Annotated in this window: 17 protein-coding genes; 12 read left to right on the top strand and 5 right to left on the bottom strand. The window is 64.6% G+C overall.

The genetic code is table 11. The features are described 5' to 3' along the window. The 5 genes from ACR0NB_RS14330 to ACR0NB_RS14310 all read left to right on the top strand — a co-directional run bounded on the left by ACR0NB_RS14330 (nucleotide 1) and on the right by ACR0NB_RS14310 (nucleotide 3,778). Nucleotides 1-453, top strand: a complete 453-nt coding sequence (locus ACR0NB_RS14330; RefSeq protein WP_170448545.1) for a DUF6173 family protein — start codon at nucleotides 1-3, stop codon at nucleotides 451-453. Nucleotides 454-517: 64 nt separating this feature from the next. Further along, on the top strand, nucleotides 518-2,356 hold the full coding sequence (locus ACR0NB_RS14325) for a glycerophosphodiester phosphodiesterase family protein (protein ID WP_480776036.1): 1,839 nt from the start codon (nucleotides 518-520) through the stop codon (nucleotides 2,354-2,356). Beyond that, entirely contained in the window at nucleotides 2,343-2,903 is a 561-nt protein-coding gene (locus ACR0NB_RS14320; RefSeq protein ID WP_170391806.1) for a hypothetical protein, read from the top strand. The genes ACR0NB_RS14325 and ACR0NB_RS14320 overlap by 14 nt, the downstream gene beginning before the upstream one ends. A 91-nt stretch (nucleotides 2,904-2,994) precedes the next feature. Beyond that, nucleotides 2,995-3,129 carry an aa3-type cytochrome c oxidase subunit IV gene (locus ACR0NB_RS14315; RefSeq protein WP_093963530.1) on the top strand — a complete coding sequence of 45 codons (135 nt, stop codon included), beginning with the start codon at nucleotides 2,995-2,997 and terminating at the stop codon, nucleotides 3,127-3,129. A 16-nt stretch (nucleotides 3,130-3,145) separates the two neighbouring features. Further along, nucleotides 3,146-3,778, top strand: coding sequence for a hypothetical protein (locus tag ACR0NB_RS14310; protein ID WP_480776035.1), 633 nt, complete (start codon nucleotides 3,146-3,148; stop codon nucleotides 3,776-3,778). Here the strand turns inward: ACR0NB_RS14310 and ACR0NB_RS14305 are convergent. Together ACR0NB_RS14305 and ACR0NB_RS14300 are read right to left on the bottom strand one after the other, a co-directional pair. Beyond that, the gene (locus tag ACR0NB_RS14305; protein ID WP_170342269.1) at nucleotides 3,767-4,099 is read right to left on the bottom strand and encodes an AzlD domain-containing protein; all 333 of its coding nucleotides are present in this window, start codon (nucleotides 4,097-4,099) and stop codon (nucleotides 3,767-3,769) included. The genes ACR0NB_RS14310 and ACR0NB_RS14305 overlap by 12 nt on opposite strands. Beyond that, a complete protein-coding gene (locus ACR0NB_RS14300) occupies nucleotides 4,096-4,812 on the bottom strand; it encodes an AzlC family ABC transporter permease (protein WP_480776034.1) in 717 nt (238 codons plus the stop codon). Before ACR0NB_RS14300 ends, ACR0NB_RS14305 begins: the two co-directional genes overlap by 4 nt. Between ACR0NB_RS14300 and ACR0NB_RS14295 the strand changes: the two genes are divergently transcribed. The 5 genes from ACR0NB_RS14295 to ACR0NB_RS14275 are packed head-to-tail and all read left to right on the top strand — an operon-like array spanning nucleotide 4,811 to nucleotide 8,774. Then, entirely contained in the window at nucleotides 4,811-5,755 is a 945-nt protein-coding gene (locus ACR0NB_RS14295) for a formate dehydrogenase accessory sulfurtransferase FdhD (protein WP_480776033.1), read from the top strand. The genes ACR0NB_RS14300 and ACR0NB_RS14295 overlap by 2 nt on opposite strands. Continuing rightward, on the top strand, nucleotides 5,745-6,395 hold the full coding sequence (mobA, locus tag ACR0NB_RS14290; protein ID WP_480697154.1) for a molybdenum cofactor guanylyltransferase MobA: 651 nt from the start codon (nucleotides 5,745-5,747) through the stop codon (nucleotides 6,393-6,395). Before ACR0NB_RS14295 ends, mobA begins: the two co-directional genes overlap by 11 nt. Continuing rightward, nucleotides 6,392-6,901 (top strand): molybdopterin-guanine dinucleotide biosynthesis protein B, encoded by a 510-nt coding sequence (gene mobB, locus ACR0NB_RS14285; RefSeq protein ID WP_480776032.1) that lies wholly within the window; start codon nucleotides 6,392-6,394, stop codon nucleotides 6,899-6,901. Before mobA ends, mobB begins: the two co-directional genes overlap by 4 nt. A 20-nt stretch (nucleotides 6,902-6,921) precedes the next feature. After that, complete coding sequence (locus ACR0NB_RS14280; RefSeq protein WP_480776031.1) at nucleotides 6,922-8,181, top strand: molybdopterin-binding protein; 1,260 nt, start codon at nucleotides 6,922-6,924, stop codon at nucleotides 8,179-8,181. Next, on the top strand, nucleotides 8,178-8,774 hold the full coding sequence (locus ACR0NB_RS14275; RefSeq protein WP_480776030.1) for a GNAT family N-acetyltransferase: 597 nt from the start codon (nucleotides 8,178-8,180) through the stop codon (nucleotides 8,772-8,774). Before ACR0NB_RS14280 ends, ACR0NB_RS14275 begins: the two co-directional genes overlap by 4 nt. Here the strand turns inward: ACR0NB_RS14275 and ACR0NB_RS14270 are convergent. The 3 genes from ACR0NB_RS14270 to ACR0NB_RS14260 form a co-directional block, all read right to left on the bottom strand. Further along, on the bottom strand, nucleotides 8,771-9,763 hold the full coding sequence (locus ACR0NB_RS14270; protein ID WP_170367603.1) for a hypothetical protein: 993 nt from the start codon (nucleotides 9,761-9,763) through the stop codon (nucleotides 8,771-8,773). The genes ACR0NB_RS14275 and ACR0NB_RS14270 overlap by 4 nt on opposite strands. 12 nt (nucleotides 9,764-9,775) lie before the next feature. Next, complete coding sequence (greA, locus tag ACR0NB_RS14265) at nucleotides 9,776-10,246, bottom strand: transcription elongation factor GreA (protein WP_005978981.1); 471 nt, start codon at nucleotides 10,244-10,246, stop codon at nucleotides 9,776-9,778. Between the two features lie 238 nt (nucleotides 10,247-10,484). After that, nucleotides 10,485-10,865, bottom strand: a complete 381-nt coding sequence (locus ACR0NB_RS14260) for a VOC family protein (protein WP_480776029.1) — start codon at nucleotides 10,863-10,865, stop codon at nucleotides 10,485-10,487. A gap of 90 nt (nucleotides 10,866-10,955) precedes the next feature. Between ACR0NB_RS14260 and soxR the strand changes: the two genes are divergently transcribed. Continuing rightward, entirely contained in the window at nucleotides 10,956-11,411 is a 456-nt protein-coding gene (gene soxR / locus ACR0NB_RS14255) for a redox-sensitive transcriptional activator SoxR (RefSeq protein WP_093963521.1), read from the top strand. 136 nt (nucleotides 11,412-11,547) lie between these two features. Further along, nucleotides 11,548-13,194, top strand: a complete 1,647-nt coding sequence (locus ACR0NB_RS14250) for an electron transfer flavoprotein-ubiquinone oxidoreductase (RefSeq protein WP_480776028.1) — start codon at nucleotides 11,548-11,550, stop codon at nucleotides 13,192-13,194. The last annotated feature ends 98 nt before the right edge of the window (nucleotides 13,195-13,292 follow it).

Raw genomic sequence — 13,292 nt, 5'->3', positions numbered from 1 at the left:
ATGCAGGACAAGATCGAAACCTCGGCCGAGGCCGCCGAAGCGGCGGCTTTGCCCCGGTGCTATGAGGTGCATGCCGACCCGGATAGCACGTCGGGCACCAAGGATCTGCCTGAACCCCTGCGCCAGCCGGTCGACAGCAAAAGCCCCGCCCAATGGGCGTATGAGCGGCTGATCCTGTACATCCAGAACTTTGAAAAAACGCTCGATGCCGATCACGAGGTCGCCATGGGCTTTACCGGCGGTGACGCCGGGGTGATGCGGATCGAGGGGATGGGGTATTTCGACCCCGACGTGATCACCTTCTACGGCTCGGACGGTTCGGGCGCACGCACCCAGCTGGTGCAGCATGTCAGCCAGCTGAACGTCATGCTGCGCGCCCTGCCCAAAACGGTCGAGGACAAGCCCGCCAACCGGATCGGCTTCCGCCTGGCCGCCAAGCTTGAGGAAAGCTGAGCGTCACGCTTGCAATTCACATCTGCGCGGCCTTGAATGAATTCAGCATTCAAAGGGGGCCGGCGTGTCACATTTCTCAACCGTAACAGATGCCTATCGCGGGGCCTGGGCCCGACGGCGAACCTTTGTTCCCATCTATATGGCGGTGCGTCTGCTGCTGATCGCGCTGATCGCACCCGGGGTAGCCTTCACCGTGAACCTAGCGGTGATGCTGTCCGACCAAACCGCGCTGACCGATCAGGACATCGCCATGTTCATCCTGTCGCCGGTTGGTTTCGTGGCGGCGGTGGTCATTCTGGGCCTGTTCTTGTTGGCCGAGGTGTTCGTCTTTTCGGTCATGGCCGGATCGCTCAGGATGGGCGAAAGCGACCCGTGGCGGGCCGGCGGGTCGGCGCTGCGGTTGATCCTGTCGCGCCTGCCGACGCTGTTTTCCTTCGCGGTGCGCTTCATCCTGCGGGTGCTTGTTCTGGCGGTGCCCTTCGTGGCGGTCGCAGGCCTGATCGCGTGGTGGACGCTGACCGAGTACGACATCAACTACTACCTGACCTTTCATCCGCCCGCGTTCCAGGTGGCCGTCGCGCTGATCGGGCTCGTGGTGCTGGCGTTGGCCTGGGTGCTGATCCGCCGCCTGTCGGCCTGGGCGCTCGCCCTGCATCTGGTGCTGTTCGAGGGGATTGCGCCCTCGGACGCCTTCGCCGAAAGCGCCCGGCGAATGGAGGGCAAACGCGGCCGGTTGAAGATCGAACTGGCACTGTGGCTGGCCATACGTCTGGTGATTGCTGCGCTGATTGCCGCCGTGGCCAGCCTTTTGTTCCACCTTGTACCTCTCGAACAGGGCACGAACCTGCGGTTTGCCCTGACGCTCAGCCTGCTGGTGGCCGGGCTGTGGTCTCTGGCCGGATTGGTGCTGGCGGCGGTGGCGCTGGGCGCGCTGGCGGTTCTGCTGGATGGGTTTTTTGAAACTCGCGCGGCAGAGCTGTCTCACCCCGAAGCTGGAAACCTGCGCGCCCGGGTTCTGGTGACCGTTGCCGCGGCAATCGTGGCCCTGCTGGCCGGTATCTGGTTCAGCCAGGACGTGCTGGACCAGATTTCGGCACCCGATCATGCCGACGTAATCGGCCACCGGGGCGCGGCGGCGCTGCGGCCGGAAAACACGATGGCTGCGGTGCTGAAGGCCATTAAAGACGGGGCCGACTGGGTCGAGATCGACGTACAAGAAAGCGCCGACGGCGAGGTGATCGTGGCCCATGACAGCGACTTCATGAAGCTGGGCGGGGTCAACCTGAAAGTCTGGGACGCCACGATGGAGGATGTGGGGCAGATTGATATCGGCAGCTGGTTCGACCCCGAATATGCCGATCAGCGCACTCCGACCTTGCGCGAGGTTCTGAAGGCCGCGAAGGGTAAATCCAAGGTCATCATCGAACTGAAATACTATGGCCATGACGTGGATCTGGAAAACCGCGTGGCCGCCATCGTCGAAGAATTCGGGATGGAGCAGGACATCGCCACGATGTCGCTCAAATACCCGGCGGTGCAGAAGATGAAAGCGTTGCGCCCGGACTGGCGCGCCGGCGTTCTGGCCGCGACGGCGGTGGGCGATCTGACCGGGCTGGAGGGCGATTTCGTCGCGGTGAACGCCGGGATGGTCACGCCCGGGCTGATCCGCTCGGTCCATGATGCAGGCAAGGATATCTATGTCTGGACGGTGAATGACCCGCTGCAGATGTCGTCGATGGCCTCGATGGGTGTCGACGGTCTGATCACCGACCGCCCCGCCATGGCGCGTGAAGTGCTGCGTGTCCGCGCCGAAATGGAACCGGGCGAGCGCTTGCTGCTGTGGCTGGCCACGACCTTCGGCCTGTCGGTCGATACCGAGGCGATGCGCGATGAAAGCCCCTAGCTTCGGTCTTTTGCTCGCCTGCCTTGCCGGGTCGGCTTCGGCGCAGGATCTGATGCGCGGCGTCGAGATGCCCGCGCATCGGGCTTTGATCGCGCAATCGGTTAGGCAACCATTGAGCGCGTTTGAAACCGATGGCTGCTCGGGCGGTATGTCGTCCAGCTGGCGGCTGGTGGCAGAGACCTTTCCCAGATTTCGCGCCGTTTACGAAAGCCACCCGCCGTGGGAATCCTGCTGCGTGACTCATGATCGCGCGTATCACACCGCCGGGGGCGCCACGTCCGCCGACGCCAGTTTCGACGCCCGGTTGGAGGCTGACCGCGCCCTGCGCGCCTGCGTCAAGGAATTCGGAGCCGTGCATGCGCAGGACTATGCCACTCAATACGACATGACGCCCGAGCAGGTGAAGTCGGCCATGTCAATCACCGCCGAGGCGATGTTCATGGCCGTCCGATTCGGAGGTGGTCCCTGCACCGGCCTGCCGTGGCGGTGGGGCTTCGGGTATCCCGGCTGCTCGGTTTTTGCCACCGATGAGGCTGCGGGCGACTGAACTCGGGCACCTGCGCGCGATTGACGTCGTGACAGGCCGGAAAATATGATTTATCCAAATCGGCAAACACGCGAATTGGGAATCTTTCGAAATGGCTGAACACAAGCACGGCGAGATGGACATCACCGTCCAGACCAAAACCTTCAACGGGTTCATCAAATTCACCACCTACAGCGTCGTGGTGATCTGCTTTATTGCCCTGTTTCTTGCGATCTTCGGGGCATAAGCCGGACTGACGGGTCATGTTTCGCATCTTGATTGCCTGCCTGCTGGCAGTAACCGTCGCAGGCTGTGCCACGTCGCAGCGCCCTCAGGCCGACCAGTCCGAGATCGTTGCACGATCCTACCGTGACCCGGGTCCTTCAACGCTGACCCTGTACACGATGATCAACACGCGTACGGGGTCTGGCGCGCATACCTCGCTGATGATCAGCGCCAGCGAGCGGGTAATTTTCGACCCTGCCGGGTCGTTCCGCGCCGACGTGGTGCCAATCAAGGATGACGTGCTGTATGGCATCACCCCCGCGGTCGAGCGTGCCTATCGCAGCTCGCACGCGCGTGAGACGCATTATGCGCGAATCCAGACCATCCAGGTGACACCCCAACAGGCCGAGATCGCCTATCAGCTGGCCAAGCAGTCCGGACCGGTTGCGGGCGCCTACTGCGCCAACTCGACTGCTCGGCTGCTGCAGCAGGTTCCCGGGTTCGAGCAGATCCAGACCACCTTCTACCCGGTCAAGTTGTCCGATCAGTTCGGGCAGATTCCGGGGGTCGTCACGACCGAATACCGTGAAAACGACAGCGCCGATCTGCAGGCGGGTCTGGCTGCCAACAACGCCGCGCTCAACCAGCTGGAAGCGGCTTCAGCCAACTAGGTACAGCAGACCATACAGCGTGCCGGCCCCGGCAAAGATGGCGGCCAGCACGTTCTTGGTGATCAACCCGACGCTCAGGGCAACCACGGCCGAGGCCATGCGCGGCAGGTCCGGCTGGCCCTCGGTGGCTGTGGGCCACATGACCAGAGGGGCAATCAGGGCCGGCAGGATGGCCACCGCCGTATAGCGTAGATGCCGCAGCAACCATGGCGGCAACGGACGGTCTCCGACAAAGCCGATGAACACGAAGCGCAGGGCATAGCTGCCGATCGCCAGCCCGACGATGATCGTCCAGACCGTTGTCTGATCGGGGGTGGTCATGACGCTACCTTTCTGCGTTCCAGCATCACTTCGGCCTGCGCACCGGCCATCATGCCCGCGCAGCCCGCGATCAGCAGGCCAAGATTGTAGGGGATTGCCACGCATAGCAGCGACACGACGATAGCGACCAGAGCCGCGACCACATGGGCCGGAGTGCGCATCATCGGGCCGATCATGGCCAGAAAGGTGATCGGCAGCGCGAAATCCAGTGCCCAGCTATCCGGGATCTGCGTTCCCAGGTAAGCCCCAATAAAGGTGGCCAGTACCCACATGGGCACCAGAGGCGAAACCGACCCCATGAAATAGGTCATGCGCTGCGGAACCGACATGTCCGGTTCCTTTTCGAACTGGACGATCGAGCAGGCATAGGATTGGTCGACCGTAAGATAGGCGGCAAAGGCCCGTTGCCACAGGGGCGCCGCGCCCAGATAAGGCGTCAAAGACGCTGAATACATGGCCATCCGCAGGTTCACGGCCAGTGCCGAAACTAGAATGATGGCCGTGGGTGTGCCGTCCTGCAGCAGCTGCAGCGATGCAAACTGCGCGGCGCCTGCAAATACGGCTGCGGTGAACACCATGGTCTGCAGAATGCTCAGGCCCGCCTCGGTCGCGAAGACGCCGAACAGGGTGCCGAAGGGCACCGCCACGAAGATGAACGGGGTCCCGTCGCGAAAACCCTGCCAATAGTATGACTTGGATGTGGAGATTGCCATGGCTAGATCCTATGGTGGTCTGCGCAGCAGTAGCGGGTCAGCGAGAGGGTTGCAATTGGCCACCGAAACCGATCTGTCGGAATACATCATCGCCCCCGATCCCGGCGCGGCGCGGTTGACCCGCGTGGTCGAGGGGGTGGACCAGAACGGCGAGGTCAGCCGCATCTCGGTTGTCGAGGAGCGCCCGCTGACGATCTTCCTCAATTCGCAAGAGATCGTGACGGCCATGACTATCGGCGATTACCCGGAATATCTGGCGCTGGGCTTTTTGCGCAACCAGGGCATGTTGCGCCCCGATGACGAGATCACGCGGGTCGATTACGATGACGATCTGGAAACCGTCGTGGTGCGCACGACCCGCGAAACCTCGTACGAGGACAAGCTGAAGAAAAAGACCCGCACCAGCGGCTGCGCGGTGGGCACGGTGTTCGGCGACATGATGGAGGGGCTGGAGGGCGTGCGCCTGCCGCAGGTTCAGGTGCGCACCTCGTGGCTGTATGATCTGGCGGCCAAGATCAACCGCACGCCGTCTCTGTACCTGCAGGCTGGGGCGATCCACGGTACGGTTCTGTGCCGCGAAAACCGCCCGCTGGTCTATATGGAGGACGTGGGCCGCCACAACGCGGTGGACAAGATCGCCGGCTGGATGCTGTCCGAGGGCGAGACGGCCGGCGACAAGATCCTGTACACCACCGGTCGGCTGACCTCGGAAATGGTGATCAAGACGGCGATGATGGGCATCCCGGTTCTGGCTTCGCGGTCCGGCTTTACCGCCTGGGGCGTCGAAATCGCGCGCGAGGTCGGCCTGACCCTGATCGGCCGGATGCGCGGCCAACGTTTCGTCTGCCTGTCGGGCGAGGACCGGCTGCTGCGCGACGTGGACCCGGCCTCCGTACCGGTCGAGGACAAGAAGCATCGAAGGAAAAGCGCCGATGGGAGGTGAAACATCACGCCCCCTCGGCGTCATACTGGCCGGAGGTTTGGCCACGCGGATGGGCGGCGGTGACAAGGGGTTGCTGCAACTGGGCGGGCAAAGCCTGTTGGGGCATGTGATCGACCGGCTGGCGCCGCAGGTGGCCGGGCTGGCGCTGAACGCCAATGGCGATCCGGCGCGCTTTGCCGATCTTGGCCTGCCGGTCCTGCCGGACAGCATCGCGGGTTACGCCGGGCCGTTGGCGGGCGTTCTGGCCGGGTTGGATTGGGCGGCGGGGCAGGGCGCCGATTGCATCGTCACCGCTGCCGCCGACACGCCTTTCTTCCCGCGCGATCTGGTCGACCGGCTGACGCGGGCGGCGCAGGGGCAGGCGCATCCGCTGGTTCTGGCCACCACGCCACGCGGCGAGGGCGAGGCTCTGAAATCCGGCGGGCGGGTCAACCGGCACCCGACCTTTGGCCTTTGGCCCGTGGCGCTGCGCGACGATCTGCGGGCGGCGCTGAACAACGGGCTGCGCAAGGTGGTCCTGTGGACCGACCGCCATGACGGGCGCGAGGCGCTGTTTCCGGCCGCCCCGTTCGATCCGTTCTTCAACGTCAACACGCCCGAAGATCTGATCCGGGCGCAGCACCTGTTGGAGCGGGCATGAGGATCTACGGTGTCACCGGCTGGAAGAACGCGGGCAAGACCGGGCTGGTCGAGCGGCTTGTGGCCGAGATCACCGGGCGCGGGTTCTGTGTCTCGACCGTCAAACACGCTCACCACGCGGTTGACGTGGACCAGCCGGGCACGGACAGCTACCGCCACCGAACCGCCGGGGCGTCCGAGGTTCTGCTGGCCTCCAGTCGCCGAATCGCCGTGATGCAAGAGCTGCGCGGCGCGCCCGAGCCGCCGTTGGATGACCTTCTGGCGCGCCTGTCCCCGGTCGATCTGGTTTTGGTCGAGGGGTACAAGCGCGCGCGCCACCCCAAGGTCGAGGCTTTTCGCGCCCAGCCCGGAAACCCGCTGATTGCCGCCGACGATCCGACGATCCGCGCGGTGGCCAGCGACACGCCGCTGGATCTGGACCGTCCGGTTTTTGATCTGAACGACACGCCTGCCATTGCCGATTTCATCTTGGCCGAGGTCGGCTTGGGGCCGCGGCCCAGCCCCTGACCATGCCCGAGGACCGGACCATGCCGAAGATTGCGCCTCCACCGCTGAAAAACGACTGTTTCGCCCTGCCGCCGGGGGTCGAATGGACCCCGGTCGATGACGCGCTGGCCCTGCTGCGCGACCGGTTGCACCCGGTTGCCGGCGTCGAGACCCTGCCCGTTGGTCAAGCCTGCGGGCGCGTTCTGGCGCAGGACGTGATCGCGCAACGGTCGAATCCGCCGCTGCCCAACACGGCAGTGGACGGGTACGGTTTTGCCGGTGGTCGGCCCGAGGGCCCGCATGTTCTGCCGCTGGCCGAGGGACGCGCGGCGGCGGGCGTGCCGTTTGCGGGGGCCGTGCCGGAGGGGCAGGCGCTGCGCGTTCTGACCGGCGCGCCGCTGCCCGAGGGGGTGGACACCGTCATTCTGGAAGAGGACGTGACCGTGCAGGACGGTCACATCGCCTTCAACGGGCCTTTGAAGGCCGGTGCCAACACGCGCAAGGCCGGCGAAGACGTGCAGGCCGGGGCCTTGGCTCTGCCTGCCGGGCGACGCCTGACGCCCGCCGATCTGGCGCTGCTGTCGGCGGTGGGCGTGGCCGAGATCCCGGTCCGCACGCCCTTGCGCGTGGGGGTTCTGTCCACCGGCGATGAATTGCGTGATCCGGGTCAGGCCGCGGGGCCGGGCCAGATCTATGATGCGAACCGCCCGATGCTGTTGGCGATGCTGCAACGGATGGGTTTTGTGCCGGTCGATCTGGGCCGCGTGGGCGACGACCGGGCCGCGCTGCGGGACCGCTTGGACCAGGCCGCGCAACAGACCGGCGCGATCCTGACCAGCGGCGGCGCTTCGGCGGGGGACGAGGATCATGTCTCGGCCCTGCTGCGCGCGGCGGGGGCCTTGCAAGAATGGCGCATCGCGCTGAAGCCGGGCCGCCCGCTGGCGCTGGGCCTGTGGCAGGGCACGCCGGTGTTCGGCCTGCCGGGCAATCCGGTGGCGGCGATGGTCTGCACCCTGATCTTTGCCCGGCCCGCGCTGGGCCTGATGGCGGGCGAGGGCTGGCGGCAGCCGCAGGGCTTTGACCTGCCCGCCGGGTTCGCCAAGCGCAAGAAACCGGGCCGCCGTGAATATCTGCGCGCCCGGGTCCGCGAAGGCCGGGTCGAGGTGTTTCATTCGGAAGGGTCGGGTCGCATCAGCGGGCTCAGCTGGGCCGAAGGGCTGGTCGAGCTGCCGGACGGCGCGCAAGACATCCAGCCCGGAGACCCTGTGCGTTTCATACCCTATGGCAGTTTCGGCCTGTGACGGTTTCGGTCTCGTGCGGGTTTTCCCCTGATGAGCGGGCCCGGGCGGCCGCGCTGTTCTGGCAGGCGTTCTCGGGCAAACTGTCGCGCGTGATGGGTCCGGACGCGCGCGGGTTGGCCTTTTTTGAACGGGTGCTGAACCCCGATTTCGCCCTGGTGGCGCGGGATGCGGATGGGCGGATGCTGGGGCTGGCCGGGTACAAGACCCGCGACGGCGGGCTGACGCAGGGCGGGCTGGCGGATCTGGCCTGGGTCTATGGCTGGTTCGGCGCCCTGTGGCGGGGCCTTGTCCTGAGCGTTCTGGAGCGCGACCTGAAGCCGGGCGTGTTCCAGATGGATGGCATATGCGTGGCGACCGAGGCGCGCGGGCAAGGTGCCGGGACCCTGCTGCTGCGGGCGATCAAGGACGAGGCCCGGAGGTTGGGCATGCACGAGGTGCAACTGGACGTGATCGACACCAACTCGCGCGCGCGGACCCTGTACGAGCGCGAAGGGTTTCAGGCGATCGGGCAGGACCGTACCGGCCCGTTCAAGCATCTTTTCGGATTCAGTTCGGCCACGAAAATGCGGTGGGTCGTGCCCAACGGTGGCTAGTCGAACGTTCCGGCCACTCGGCCCAGCAGCATGAAGGCGCGCGCCGTGCGCGTGTCGCCTAAAGCGGTCAGGTCGGCGTCGCTGGCCTGAGGTTCGAACTCGGCGATCATGGTGTCGAAGCGGCGCAGGAAATGGTGCACCGCATCGCGAAAGATCGGGTCCTGTTTCAACCGCGCCGAGGTCAGCGCCAGGCACGACCGGTCGCGGATACCGCCCAACGCGGCGACCGCACGCCCGCGTTCGCCCTTGGCGAACTGGCGCCAGACCTCGGGGCGGGCCATGTCCGGACGCAGGTCGTCCATGTAGATGCCTTCCTGGCTGAGCAGAGTCAGCACGTCCTCGGCGGCCTGCACCAGTTGCGCGGTCTTGCGGTCCTTCATCGCGCGGCGCAGGGCGTTGAAGCCTTCGGTATCCTCGGCGGTTTCGGGAAAGTTCAGCGCGCGGATGAAAATGTCGGTGGGCAGAGGAGTCGTGATCTCTTCGGCCGGAGTGCCCAGTTCCAATGAGGTCTGACCCGAGGGTGCCGCAGGTCTTGCCAGCGGCGCAAGATCCCGCCGTTTGCTGGAGAACGTGGCCAGCGTGCTTTGGGTGTGCCGGGCGGCCGCGGCGATTTCATCCAGTTTCCGGGCCACCGCGGGTTCGTAGGTGCTGGCCGAGCGCTGTTGCTGCGATACATAGGCCTGCCGGATCGCGTCGATCGCGGTCTGCAGCCGGGCGCTTTCTTCGCGCATGATGCGGCTGGCGCGCATGGCCAGCGCCGCGACCCAGATCATCGCCACCGGCATGAACACCGCCAGCAGCATCACGATGAAACTGCCGGCCTGCGTCTGCTCGGGCAGCACAAGAAAGGCTACGGCCACCACCAGCCAGATCAGGCTGAGGGCCGCGGCCGCAATCTCGATCCCGCTGACACTGGGTCGGCCCGGACGGTCATAGATGCCCAGCCAGGTGGGGCGTTTGCTGTCCGGATCAGGGTCTTGGCCCGACATGACGCGCTCCGATCAGGCGTAGTGGATGCTCAGCACTTCGTACGAGCGCACGCCGCCGGGGGTGCGCACCTCGACACTGTCGCCTTCTTCCTTGCCGATCAGGGCGCGGGCGATGGGCGATTTGATGTTCAGCAGGCCCTTTTCGATATTGGCCTCATGCTCGCCCACGATCTGCCAGGTCTTTTCCTCGTCGGTGTCCTCGTCCACCAGGGTGACCTTGGCGCCGAACTTGATCGCACCCGACAGTTTGGTCGGGTCGATCACCTCGGCCAGCGACAGAACGCCTTCCAGTTCCTTGATGCGGCCTTCGATGAAGCCCTGCTTTTCGCGGGCCGAGTGGTATTCGGCGTTTTCCTTCAGGTCGCCCAGTTCGCGCGCCGAGGCGATGGCCTCGATGATGGCGGGGCGTTCAACGGACTTGAGTTGCTTGAGCTCTGCCTCGAGCGCGGCAAAGCCCGCGGGCGTCATGGGGATCTTTTCCATATCTTCTTTTTTCCACGCACAAATTGAGTCGCCCCGCCGCATGAGACCAGCGTCGGGGCGAAAGATGGGTTGGCAATTACCTGACCCAAATATGGCGTGAAATGCAAGAGGCCAAGGGGTTTGACCCCTGCAATCCGCAACTTAACGCCGTCGGGGCGGTGGGGGTTTCCGATTGTGCCGATGCCCCAGCAGATCACCGCGTTTCCAGCGATGCGCCTCGGCGCCGAACCAGAGCATCTCAATCATATTGAACGACCTCGAATTCGATTCCGTTGTCATCGTCGAAATAGAACCGGCGGCCGGGCTCATAGTCGGCGTGGTTGTGCGGCTCGAAGCCCGCGACGCGGACCTTGGCCTCGGCCGCGTCGATGTCCTCGACCAGCACGCCCACATGGTTCAGTCCGCCGACGATGTCATAGCTGCTTTCGCCCGACGGTTTCGGGTCGGCCGGGGCGTAAAGCGCCAGATAGGTATGCGCGCTGCCCACATGCACGGTATAGCCGCCCGCGATGGCCGGGCCTTCCCAGCGGGTTTTCCATCCGAATACGTCCTGCATCCAGGCGGCAGTTGCCTGCGGGTTGCGGACGGTGAAGTTCGTGTGTTCCAGCGTCGCCATCATGGGGTCTCCTTTTCATGTTCAGGCTTGTTTCGACTCACCGTAATTCCTAAACCTAACTTTAGCTCAAGAGATTTTTTTCGGGAGGAGATCATGCCCGCATCCGAAGGCCTTTCCATCGGCGCGCTGGCGCGCCGCACGGGGTTGGCGGTGTCCGCCATCCGCTATTACGAGGCGCAGGGGTTGATTTCCCCCTGGCGCAATCCGGGCGGTCAGCGGCGGTATCAGCGCGCCGACATCCGTCGGCTGAGTTTCGTGATGATCGCTCAGCAGTTCGGCCTGACCCTGCCCGAAATCCGCGAGGTTCTGGCCGGGCTGCCCGACAACCGCACGCCCACGCCGGCGGATTGGAAAAAGATCAGCCTTAGCCTGCGCGCGCATCTGGACCAGCGAATCGACACTCTGCTGCGCCTGCGCGACAATCTGGACGGCTGCATAGGCTGCGGCTGTCTGAGCTTGCCGAAATGCGCGCTCTACAACCCAGACGACCGGGCCAAGGCGCATGGTAGCGGCCCCAGGTACCTGATGGGTGACGCGCCCGAGGGCTGATCTGCCGCATTGCAGCAATGTTACGCCGTGTTTTGATTGACCAAGGTCTTTTCCAGCAGGTAATCAGCCGGGAAACAAAATTTCGCCGAGCCCGCGCCCCAGGCGCCAATTCGGATAGTTAGCGGAGGAGCCCACGATGGCCGAAATTGAACGCGAAGCGATGGAATACGACGTGGTGATCGTGGGCGCAGGCCCGGCGGGCCTGTCGGCGGCCATTCGTCTGAAACAGCTGGACGCCGACCTGAACGTGGTCGTGCTGGAGAAGGGCTCGGAAGTGGGCGCGCATATCCTGTCTGGCGCGGTGCTGGACCCGTGCGGCTTGGATGCGCTGATCCCCGACTGGAAGGAAAAGGGCGCGCCGCTGAACGTGCCCGTGCGCGAAGACAATTTCTATATGCTGGGAGAGGCCGGCAAGTTGCGCATCCCGAACTGGCCGATGCCGCCGCTGATGAACAACCACGGCAACTACATCGTCTCGATGGGCAATGTCTGCCGCTGGATGGCCGAACAGGCCGAGGAACTGGGCGTCGAGATCTTCCCCGGCATGGCTTGCTCGGAGCTGGTCTATGGTGACAATGGCGAGGTCAAGGGTGTCGTGGCCGGTGTCTTCGGGCTGGAGCCCGACGGATCCTATGGCCCCAACACCGAGCCGGGTATGGAACTGCACGGCAAATACGTCTTCCTGTCGGAAGGGGTGCGCGGGTCGCTGTCCAAGGAAGTGATCGCGAAATACGATCTGTCAGGCGGGAAAGAGCCGCAGAAATACGGCATCGGTATGAAGGAAATCTGGGAGATCGACCCCGCCAAGCACAAGGAAGGCAGCGTCACCCACACGATGGGCTGGCCGCTGGGCGGCAATGCCGGGGGCGGGTCGTTCATCTATCACCTGGAAAACAACCAGGTCTATGTGGGCTTCGTGGTGCACCTGAACTACAAGAACCCGCACCTGTTCCCCTACATGGAATTCCAGCGGTTCAAGCACCACCCGGTGGTGGCCGACCTGCTGAAGGGCGGCAAGCGCGTGGCCTATGGCGCCCGCGCGATCACCGAGGGCGGGTACCAGTCGATGCCGAAGCTGGTCGCCCCGGGTGTCGCGCTGCTGGGCTGCTCGGCGGGCATGGTCAACGTGCCGCGCATCAAGGGTAATCACAACGCGATGCTGTCGGGCAAGGCCGCGGCCGAGGCCGCGTTCGAGGCCATCAAGGCCGACCGGTCGGGCGACGAACTGTCCGCCTATGAAGACGAGGTGCGCAACGGTGCGATCGGCCGCGACCTCAAGAAGGTTCGCAACGTCAAGCCGCTGTGGTCGAAATACGGCCTGACCGCTTCGCTGGTGCTGGGCGGTATGGACATGTGGACCAACACGCTGGGCTTCTCGCTGCTGGGGACGCTGGGCCATGGCAAGAACGACGCCGAGGCGACCGAGGATGCAGACAAGCACACCCCCATCGACTATCCGAAGCCCGATGGCACGCTGTCTTTCGATCGTCTGACCAACGTGGCGTTCTCGTTCACCAACCATGAAGAAAGCCAGCCCTGTCACCTGAAGCTGACCGACCCCGAGATTCCGGTGAAGGTCAACCTGCCCAAGTTTGATGAACCGGCGCAGCGGTATTGCCCGGCGGGCGTGTACGAAGTGGTGAAGGACGAGGCCGAGCCTCGATTCGTGATCAACTTCCAGAACTGCGTCCACTGCAAGACCTGTGACATCAAGGATCCCAGCCAGAACATCACGTGGACCACGCCGCAGGGTGGGGACGGACCGAACTACCCCAACATGTAGGCAAAAACCCGGGCAATGGCGGGGCCGTGAACGCTCGGCCATTGCCTCTGGCGGGCCAAGGCCCTAGCTTATCCTGCAATCGTAGGCAGACAAGGCAG

It is taken from the genome of Ruegeria sp. CG3 (genome assembly GCF_056537205.1).
The sequence above is the reverse complement of the archived record's forward strand: the minus strand, read 5'-3'. Positions and strand labels throughout refer to the sequence as shown.

What these genes read in the sequence shown, in the direction of transcription:
- ACR0NB_RS14280 (WP_480776031.1), top strand. Translation starts at nt 6,922, where the DNA reads ATGCCGAAGATTGCGCCTCCACCGCTGAAAAACGACTGTTTCGCCCTG.
- ACR0NB_RS14330 (WP_170448545.1), top strand. Translation starts at nt 1, where the DNA reads ATGCAGGACAAGATCGAAACCTCGGCCGAGGCCGCCGAAGCGGCGGCT.
- ACR0NB_RS14250 (WP_480776028.1), top strand. Translation starts at nt 11,548, where the DNA reads ATGGCCGAAATTGAACGCGAAGCGATGGAATACGACGTGGTGATCGTG.
- ACR0NB_RS14300 (WP_480776034.1), bottom strand. Translation starts at nt 4,812, where the DNA reads ATGGCAATCTCCACATCCAAGTCATACTATTGGCAGGGTTTTCGCGAC.
- soxR (WP_093963521.1), top strand. Translation starts at nt 10,956, where the DNA reads ATGCCCGCATCCGAAGGCCTTTCCATCGGCGCGCTGGCGCGCCGCACG.
- mobB (WP_480776032.1), top strand. Translation starts at nt 6,392, where the DNA reads ATGAGGATCTACGGTGTCACCGGCTGGAAGAACGCGGGCAAGACCGGG.
- ACR0NB_RS14305 (WP_170342269.1), bottom strand. Translation starts at nt 4,099, where the DNA reads ATGACCACCCCCGATCAGACAACGGTCTGGACGATCATCGTCGGGCTG.
- ACR0NB_RS14295 (WP_480776033.1), top strand. Translation starts at nt 4,811, where the DNA reads ATGGCTAGATCCTATGGTGGTCTGCGCAGCAGTAGCGGGTCAGCGAGA.
- mobA (WP_480697154.1), top strand. Translation starts at nt 5,745, where the DNA reads ATGGGAGGTGAAACATCACGCCCCCTCGGCGTCATACTGGCCGGAGGT.
- ACR0NB_RS14270 (WP_170367603.1), bottom strand. Translation starts at nt 9,763, where the DNA reads ATGTCGGGCCAAGACCCTGATCCGGACAGCAAACGCCCCACCTGGCTG.
- ACR0NB_RS14310 (WP_480776035.1), top strand. Translation starts at nt 3,146, where the DNA reads ATGTTTCGCATCTTGATTGCCTGCCTGCTGGCAGTAACCGTCGCAGGC.
- ACR0NB_RS14315 (WP_093963530.1), top strand. Translation starts at nt 2,995, where the DNA reads ATGGCTGAACACAAGCACGGCGAGATGGACATCACCGTCCAGACCAAA.
- ACR0NB_RS14320 (WP_170391806.1), top strand. Translation starts at nt 2,343, where the DNA reads ATGAAAGCCCCTAGCTTCGGTCTTTTGCTCGCCTGCCTTGCCGGGTCG.
- greA (WP_005978981.1), bottom strand. Translation starts at nt 10,246, where the DNA reads ATGGAAAAGATCCCCATGACGCCCGCGGGCTTTGCCGCGCTCGAGGCA.
- ACR0NB_RS14260 (WP_480776029.1), bottom strand. Translation starts at nt 10,865, where the DNA reads ATGATGGCGACGCTGGAACACACGAACTTCACCGTCCGCAACCCGCAG.